Origin of the sequence: Subtercola sp. RTI3 (assembly GCF_035018625.1) — a bacterium.
Classification (GTDB): Bacteria; Actinomycetota; Actinomycetes; order Actinomycetales; family Microbacteriaceae; genus Subtercola; species Subtercola vilae.
Genome location: NZ_JASJXO010000018.1, coordinates 57,963 through 66,259 on the forward strand (window position 1 = coordinate 57,963; position 8,297 = coordinate 66,259).

General features: G+C 68.7%; 6 protein-coding genes. 1 reads left to right on the forward strand and 5 read right to left on the reverse strand.

Annotated elements, in window-relative coordinates:
• Positions 1-4 precede the first annotated feature (4 nt).
• Positions 5-1,255 carry an MFS transporter gene (locus QN358_RS09095; protein WP_136640170.1) on the reverse strand — a complete coding sequence of 417 codons (1,251 nt, stop codon included), beginning with the start codon at positions 1,253-1,255 and terminating at the stop codon, positions 5-7.
• Positions 1,256-1,376: 121 nt separating this feature from the next.
• On the opposite strand from QN358_RS09095, the gene QN358_RS09100 reads away from it, so the two are divergent.
• Positions 1,377-2,459 carry a LacI family DNA-binding transcriptional regulator gene (locus QN358_RS09100; protein WP_237280181.1) on the forward strand — a complete coding sequence of 361 codons (1,083 nt, stop codon included), beginning with the start codon at positions 1,377-1,379 and terminating at the stop codon, positions 2,457-2,459.
• Positions 2,460-2,468: 9 nt separating this feature from the next.
• Here QN358_RS09100 and QN358_RS09105 read toward each other — a convergent pair whose 3' ends face one another.
• From QN358_RS09105 to QN358_RS09120, 4 genes are all read right to left on the reverse strand, one after another.
• Complete coding sequence (locus tag QN358_RS09105) at positions 2,469-2,948, reverse strand: LpqN/LpqT family lipoprotein (RefSeq protein WP_323512147.1); 480 nt, start codon at positions 2,946-2,948, stop codon at positions 2,469-2,471.
• A gap of 42 nt (positions 2,949-2,990) precedes the next feature.
• On the reverse strand, positions 2,991-4,097 hold the full coding sequence (locus QN358_RS09110) for a WXG100 family type VII secretion target (RefSeq protein ID WP_323512148.1): 1,107 nt from the start codon (positions 4,095-4,097) through the stop codon (positions 2,991-2,993).
• A 78-nt stretch (positions 4,098-4,175) separates the two neighbouring features.
• On the reverse strand, positions 4,176-4,442 hold the full coding sequence (locus tag QN358_RS09115; RefSeq protein ID WP_136643810.1) for a WXG100 family type VII secretion target: 267 nt from the start codon (positions 4,440-4,442) through the stop codon (positions 4,176-4,178).
• A gap of 137 nt (positions 4,443-4,579) precedes the next feature.
• Positions 4,580-8,297: FtsK/SpoIIIE domain-containing protein (locus tag QN358_RS09120; RefSeq protein ID WP_323512149.1), on the reverse strand; the 3,718-nt coding region annotated here is incomplete at its 5' end.

Sequence of the window (8,297 nt, forward strand, 5' to 3'; positions counted from 1 at the left end):
CAGTTTAACGGCGCGAGAACTTTCCGGTGCGCTCGCGGGCGGCGGGGGTGGCGAGGGCCGCGAGGATGAGCAGCGCGAGCACCACGTAGAGAGCGTTCAGAATGCCGAAGTGCTGGCCGAGAAAGCCGAGCAGCGGCGGGCCCGCCAAGAACGCGACGTAGCCGATGATGGCCACCGCGCTGACCCGGGCGGCGGCTTTCTGGGGGTCGTCGGCCGCGGCGGAGATGCCCACCGGAAACCCGAGCGATGCCCCGATACCCCACAGACCCGCGCCGACGAACGCCATCGGCAGGCTCGGCGACAGGATGAACAACAGCACTCCTATGGCACCGATCAGCGCCGACCAGCGCAGCACCGGCACGCGGCCCAGGCGGTCGAGCACGGGCCCGCCCGCCACGCGGCCGACGGTCATCGCGGTCACGAACACGCCGAACATGATGGCGCCGGTGGTGTTGTCTTGCCCATGGCCGTCGATCGTGGCGATGGCCACCCAGTCGTTCGCTGATCCTTCGGCGAAGGCCATACCGAGCAGAATGAGCCCGATGAGCAGCAGCCGCACGTCGGCCCAGACGGCGAGGCTCTCTCTGATGCGCGCCTTCAGCGGCAGTGCGGGCGCGAGAGGCTCGTCGGATTCGACGACGGCCGGCAGGTAGCGCACCACAACGACGGCGACGAGCAGAATCAGCACGGCGACCACGAGGAGGTGCACCGAGACGGGGATGCCGAGGGCCGATGCGGCGGCGCCGAGCCCTGCGCCAACGACGGTTCCGAGGCTGAAGAAGGCGTGCATGAGGGGCAGCAGTGTGCGCCCGATGGCCCGCTCTGCGCCGGCGCCTTCGAGGTTCATCATCACGTCGAGGGCGCCGTTGGCGAGGCCGAGAACGGCGAGAAAGAGCATGGCGAGACCGGGTGAGGGCAGCAGGGTGGCCGACAGACCGACGCCGGCGAGCGACAGACCGCTCACACAGAGGGCGAACAGGATGCCCCGGCGCGCCCCGATGCGGTTCAGGATGAGGGGCGCGGCGACGAGGCCCACCACTGATCCCGCAGAGAGGCAGAGGATCAGCAGGCCCACGGCCGCGGTGTCGAGGTGCAGCTGGTCACGCACGGCGGGCAGGCGCGAGATCCAGGAGGCCAGGGTGAGGCCGCTGAGGGTGAAGACGACGAAGACAGCGTTGCGCCAGGCCGTGAGGTTCGGGGCGACGGGTGCGCCGGGAACGACCGGCGACGAGCCGGTGTCGGTGGGGTGAGTCATGGGGGCCTCGACGCTGGGGGTGGGTGAGCTGGGGGCGAGAGTCGGGTGATTCGAACGACTCTGCCTGAGCATCCGGTACCGAATCGAATCGATTCGAATGTCTACGACTACGCTATGGGATGTGAGTGCAAACAATCAACCTCACCGTGGCCACCCGGCCCGCTCGACGCTTGCCGATGTGGCCAGGCTCGCCGGGGTGTCGGGGTCGACCGCGTCGATCGCGTTCAGTGGCGACGGCTCGATTTCGGCGGCCACGCGCGAGAAGGTGCTGAAGGCGGCGGCCGAGCTGAACTACTACGGGCCCGACCCGCGCGCGAAGTCGCTGCGGCAGGGCCGCTCAGGCATCGTGGGGGTGGTGCTCGAAGACCGCATCATCCACTCGTTTCGCGACCCGATGACCATTGCGGCGCTTGACGGCATCTCGCAGGAGATCGGCGAGGGCGGCGGAATGCTGCTGCTCACAGCCACGGGCGTTGGTGAGCCGAGCATCCAGACGGCCGTGTTCGACGCGGCGATCTTTCTCGGCTGCAGCCCGCATCTTGCCGGGTCGATCACGGTAATGCGGCAACGCAATGTTCCGATGGTGGCCATCGAGGGGCAGCATTTTGACGGTGTGGTGGCTGTTGACCTCGACAATCGAAAGGCCGCGGCCGTCATGGCGCAGCACGTGTACGACCTCGGGCACCGTCTGGTTGCGACCGTGACGCTGCCGCTGGATGCCCGGCGTGAGCTGCGCGCTCTCACCCCAGCCGACCTCGAGACGGCCACCACGGCGGTGTCGCGCGACCGGCTCGAGGGGGCCCGCGCGGTGTACCCGTCGGTGACCGGGTTCGTGACGTCGACCTCGTCGAGCGATGACGGTTTCGCGGCCGCCCTGCTGCTGCTCGATGTGGCTCCGGATGCCCGGCCCACCGCCATCATCGCCCAGAGCGACCTCATCGCGGTGGGCGTCATCCGCGCGGCAGAAGCTTTGGGGCTTTTGGTGCCGCACGATGTGACGGTGGTCGGGTTCGATGGTGCCCGCATCGAAGGATTCACCCACCACGACCTCACCACCATGGTTCAGCCGGCCACCGAGAAGGGCCGCGCGGCGGGGCGGGCGGTCACCGAGCTGCTGGCGGGCGAGGCGTCACCCGACGTGGCGTTCACGTGCCGGTTGCACGTGGGCGACACGGCTGCGCCGCCCACCGCGGTCGCGCGTTGACAACGGTAGTTACGAGCCGGTGAGTGCCGCCGAGGACTGCACGTCGCGCAGCTCGCCCCAGAGGGTCGCGGCCTGGGCACCGGTGGCGGTGGCCGTGATCTGCACGAGGTCGACGACGGGGCCGTTGGCGAGAAGGGCAAGGCGAACGCCCTGCATGAGGGTGCCGACGCGCGGGTCGGAGTAGCTGAACTCGATGCGGAAGCCGTCGGTGCCGAGCACGGGCAGCTCGTCACGGCCGAGTTCGACGACGCCGTCGATCAGCTGAACCTGCAGGGTGAGGGCGTCGATCGCGGTCTGGAGCGTGTAGTCGGCGTCGAAGCGGGTGACGGCGACGATGACGTTCGGGCGAAACTCGCCGTGCTCAGTCGCGCGGCCCGCCGCCAACACGGCACCGGAGGGTGAGAACGGCGCCCACGTGTCGGGAAGCTCGAGGCTGATCGACGGGAACGCCGGGGCCGCTTCGCTCGGAAACGTGAGGGTCGACGTCATGGAAAGCCTTTCGGGTGATCACGTTCGGGGCGGGCGGGTGGGTCAGAAGCCGAAGGAGTGGGCGACCGAGGCGACAGCGTCTTCGGGGCTGAAGGAGATGTCTTGCGAGAAGCCGCCACCGAGGCCGAATGCCACGCCGGCGTCGATCTTGAGGTGCACGTCGTTCCAGGTGGCCTGGCCGTCGAAGTTGGCGTGCGCACCGATGCCGGCGTACGCCTCGTAGCCGATCTTGTCGGTGACGCCTCCCACGCTGAGGGTTCCGTCGACCCCGCCTTTCAGGCCGGCGAACGCTTCGCCGCCCGCGTTCACACCCATGCCCTCGGGGCCGATGGTACCGCCCGCGTTGCCGTTCAGCGCGGCGCCGGCCAGCTCCTTCACGTCGAGGCCGACGCTGCTCTGGCCGACCTTCAGCGAGCCTGAGGCGTTCTGTTCGAAGCCGGCCATGCCGTCGGCTTTCGCGCCCGCCGTGTACTGGCCGTTGCTGTCGACGCCGGCGTGCGCGGTGGTGTCGCCTTTCGCGCCGAGAAACTGCTGCACAGACCCCGTGCCAGTGAGGTCGCCGTTTCTGAAGTTGCCGTGCAGCTCTTCGTTGGCGCCCCGGCCCCAGCCCGCCTTGGCGGTGTGCTCGGCCGCGCCGTTCGGGCCGTAGACGGTGTTCGCGTCGGCTGAGCCACCGTTTCGAATCGTGACCGATCCGCCGCCGAGCGCTCCGTTGCCTTCGACCCTGCCGTGCTCGCCGAACGCGACGGTGCCGGGGGTAAGTCCGTCGGGGCCGATGCCCGGTTTGCCGGTGATCGAGAAGGGCACGACCCCGCCGCCGGGAAGCGTGACGGTTCCGTGCGCTCCGGATGCCCCGCCGCCGCCCGAGCGCGCCGAGTCAGTCGACGCGGCGTTCTGCTCGTCGGCGTTCTTCGCGAGCCCCGTGCTGCCAAGCTGCAGGGCGCGCGCGGCTCGGTCGAGGGTTCTGGTGTGCGAACCATTCCAGGCGGCACGGAACTGCTGGGCATCCGGACCCTGCCAGGCCTGCGCCTGGTTCACGTGCGATGTCAGCGTGGAGGTGACGCGGTTGAGCTCGGCCGCTGCCTGGTCGAACTGCTTCGAAAGCTGCCGGAGCGCCTCGACGTCTGCCCCGTAGAACCCTCCGGCCACGGCCGACCCCCTCAGTGTGGTGCTGCCCTTCGGCGGAAAAGAAAGAGGGGCCCCCGAAAGGGCCCCTCGCGACGCGAATTACGCGTTCGACGTGGCTTCCTGGTCGGCCGCGTTCTTGGCCGACTTCTGCGATGCGTCTTCGAGAGCCGAGATGACCTGCTTCAGCGCGGCGGTGTGGGTGGTGTTCCACTCGCTGCGGAAGCCTTCAGCGTCGGGGCCCGTCCACTGCACGTTCTGCAGGGCGCTGGTGAGCGTGGTCAGAATCTGCTGAACCTGCTGCGACTGGGTGTTGAGCTGCTTGCTGAGTGAGCGAACCTGCTCGACGTCGAGACCCCATACGGCCATTGTGCTCTCCTTTGTTCACGCGACCCGGGAGATCCGGTTTCGCTACATTATCGTGAGGTTTCTCTCACGTTTCAACAGTATGGGCGCGGGGGCTTCTGGTCGATGGGGAGAACTCCCCATCAGCCCCATCGACTCCCTCAGCCGTTCGGCTGCGCCAGCTGAACCTTTGTGACGCGGCCCTGTTGCACGACGAACCCACGGCCGGGCGGAAACTCTGCGCGTTTGAAGCGACCGAGCGAGGTGCCGAGCAGGCTGTCACCGTCGAGCTCGCCGGGAACGAGCAGCAGCCCGCGCTTCGAGTTCTTGAACGGGCCGGCCAACGTCCACGCCTGCGACCAGGTAGAAGTCTCGCTCTCGCCGATGACAAACACGTCGTCGCGGAGCGCGCGTTTCACGAGCCGGTCGACGTCGTTTTCGAGCGGAGAACCGTTCAGTTCCCCGATGTTCTCGATGAACAGTACGAAGTCGTCGGCCGTGAGCGTGCCCGCGTCGAGCTGGTTGTGCACGTCGTCGACGAACGCAGCGAGCTCGGCCGGCTCTGACAGGGTGAGGGCCCAGAGAGGTAGCGGGGTCAGCGTGGTGCGTCGCGGTGAGATGTGCACGAGCTTCGTGCCGGGCCTGGTTCGATGAAGGGCCGTGGCCAGCGTGGCGAGCGCGGTCGAACGGCCGCTGCCCGTCGACCCGGCCACGAGAAAGGCGCCTCGGGTAGCCACGCCGAACGGCGCGAGGTCTTCGTCGCGGAGCCCCAGCGTCGGCACGCCACCGGCCGCCGTCGCCGGCAGCTGCGACAGTGCGATGGCTTCGGGCAGCCGCCTGATCGGTAGAGCGGGCACGACGCCCTGGCGACGCATCGACTCGGCGAGTTTCGTTATCTCGCGGGCCTGGATGGCCGTGTTCGAGTCGCCCCCGAGCACCGCTATCTGCACCTCATTGCCGCCCATCAGCCCGCGCCCGGGAGGCGACACCGCACTGAGTGCGTCTTTCGGCGCATTCACGAGCGAGTAGTCATCGTCGCTGGCCATACGCAGCACGATGCGGCGCTGGATGGTCGAACCGATCGAAGCCGGAACCGCGTTCGGCCGGTCTCCCGTGACCACGATGTGTACGCCCACCTGGCGGCCGTCGGTGGCAATCTGCGAGAACACGGTGAACCAGGCGGAGTGTCCGCCGAATTCGTACTGCTCGCGAAAGGCGCCGATGCCGTCGATGAGCACCAGGATGCGCGGTTCGAGGGGCGCCTCGGCCATGCGGCGGTATTCGCCGATGCTGCCGGCTCGCACGGCCGAATAGCGGGCGGAACGGTCATCCACCAGGTCACGCAGCATGCGCAGCAACCGAATGACACGTTCGTGGTCGTCGCCGGAGATGATGGCGCCCACGTGCGGCAGTTCTTCGAGCATGCTGAGGCCGGCCGAGCCGAAGTCGACGCCGTAGACGTGCACTGGGCCGCCGCGGGGAGTGACGGCCGCGGCCACCGCGATGCTCCGGAGCGTTGCGCTCTTGCCAGAGCCGCCCGTGCCGTAGACGGCCATGTTGCCGTCGCGGTCGGGCTCGTAGAAGACGGTCGGCTGGGCCTGGTTCTCTGGCTCGTCGATGACGCCCAGCAGCAGGCGCTCATCGGTGCGCGGGTTCGGCAGCAGCGAGAAGTCGTACACCGGTGCGAGCTCGTCGAGCCACGGTTTGCGAGGGTTCGGGATGCGCGCGACCTCGGCCGCACCGCGAATCGAGGTCACCAGGCGAGTGATGTCGTTCGGGCCCTGGTCGGTGAGCGGAGCGGCTTCACCCTCGGGGGCCTCCCACGCAGCGCCCGAGCCGAAGTTCAGTTCGACGATGTCGATGCGTGGGGTGGGCGGTTCGCTCGTCGTGAATCCGCCCGCGTAGCCCGTCTGGAACGACGCGATACGGCCGGGCCCCGTCTTGGCCGCACCCCGCCCGGGAATGGACTGGTCGAAATATGCCGCACTGGGAATACCAAGAATGTCGGTCGAGTCGTCGGCGTCGGCCATGCGGAGCGCGATGCGAAGGTTGGTGTTCGCGCGCAGGTTGTCTTTGATCACGCCGGCGGGCCGCTGGGTGGCCAGAATGAGGTGCAGGCCGAGAGAACGGCCGCGCTGGGCAACGTCGACGACACCGTCGACGAACTCGGGCACCTCGTTCACGAGGGCGGCGAACTCGTCGACCACGATGAGCAGGCTCGGTGGGGTGTCGGGGTCGCCGGTCTTCTCGAGCGACGCGAGGTCTTTCGCCTTCTTGCGATTCAGCAGGTGCTCGCGATAGCGCAACTCGGCGCGCAGCGACGTGAGCGCCCGGCGCACGAGGCGTGGGGAGAGGTCGGTGACGAGCCCCACGGTGTGCGGCAGCGCCACGCAGTCGGCGAAGGCGGCGCCGCCCTTGTAGTCGACGAACAGAAAGGTCGCCCGGTCGGGGCTGTGCGCCGCGGCCATACCGAGCACCCACGACTGCAGAAACTCGCTCTTGCCGGCGCCGGTCGTGCCGCCGACGAGGGCATGAGGGCCTTGGCTGCGGATGTCCAGATAGAACGGTTCTGTGCCGGTGTGGCCGACCAGCGCACGAAGGGTTCCTTCGGTGCGGCGACGCACGTGCGGGCCGCCATCACGACGGCTGATGGAGTTGCTCTCCCGCCAGCGGTCGAGTACAGCATCCGGTGACCCGGCGAGCTCGGGGCCCGCGAGGCTCAGATACGAGACCGACTGCGGGAGATCGGAGGCGTCGTCGATGGGGGCTCCCACATCGACGACCGGTGCGAGCTGCTTGGCGAAACGGTGCGCGGCGGGGGCGTCGAGGCTTTCGCAGGCGACGGGGTAGGTGTGCTCGCCGAGGCGCACCTGGCCGGCGGTGGCGTTCGCGGGGTCGGCGTCGAGGCTGACGAAGCTGCGGCAGGCGGCGGGCAGTTGTGCGATGGTGGGGGCCGACCAGAGCACGTGGATGTTCGCGTCGGCGCCGCGCTCGACCAAGCGGTTGAGGCGGCCGCGGTCGACCGGTGCGTCGTCTTCGACCACGAGAACGACGGCCGGGGTCAGGGCCGGCAGCCTCTCTTCTCTCTTCGACTTGGGGCCCGGAGTCTCGAGGGCTCCGCGCGGGGAGACGGCGTTGTCGGTGCGCTGGGCCACCAGTTCTTCGAGGCGGGCAAGAAGGGCCAGGCCGCTGCCGGGGTTGTCGGAGAGGTGGTCGCCGGCGAGCGGGCTGTGCGGGGAGGAGGTGTGCGGCAGCCACTGCAGCCACTCCCAGGTGGGGCGCGAGGTGGGCGATACGAGGGCGCAGACGACCAATTCGGCGGGGGAGTGCAGACCAGCGAGCTGCGCGACGATGCCGCGGCTGACGCCCTGACGCGCTTCGGTGGGCCCCGCCACACCGAGGGCGCCAGAGCTTCGGAGGTCGACTACGACGGGCACCCCATCGATACGCGAGAAGCGGTCGGCCACCTCTTCGACCTGCGCCCAGTACTCGGGCAGCGTGTCGTTCGCGGTGGGCAGGCCCACGCGGTCGCGGCTGTGTGCCTGGCCGATTCCGAGCCGCACGGTGAGAAAGGCGTCGTGCTCGGGGCGGTGGGTGAACAGCAGCGGGTCGAGCCGGTGCGCGGCCTCGACGGTGTCGGCGACGGAGGGCGTCTCGCCGAGCCGCACGGCACGCTGGATGCGCTGGCGATCGTGCAGCCGGGTCACGAAGGCGTCGAGCGAGAGCGTGAACTGGCGGATTGCGTCGCGTAGCTGCCGCCGGGTGGTGATCTTGTGGTCGATGTAGGTACCGATCATCAACAGTGGGCTCAGGGCGATGAACACCACGCTCAGCACAGAGTTGGTGAAGATGAAGAGCACCTGTCTCTTATACACATCT

Bases quoted from the DNA above. Each gene is read 5' to 3' on its own strand.
- QN358_RS09095 (WP_136640170.1), bottom strand. From the start codon at position 1,255: ATGACTCACCCCACCGACACCGGCTCGTCGCCGGTCGTTCCCGGCGCA.
- QN358_RS09105 (WP_323512147.1), bottom strand. From the start codon at position 2,948: ATGACGTCGACCCTCACGTTTCCGAGCGAAGCGGCCCCGGCGTTCCCG.
- QN358_RS09115 (WP_136643810.1), bottom strand. From the start codon at position 4,442: ATGGCCGTATGGGGTCTCGACGTCGAGCAGGTTCGCTCACTCAGCAAG.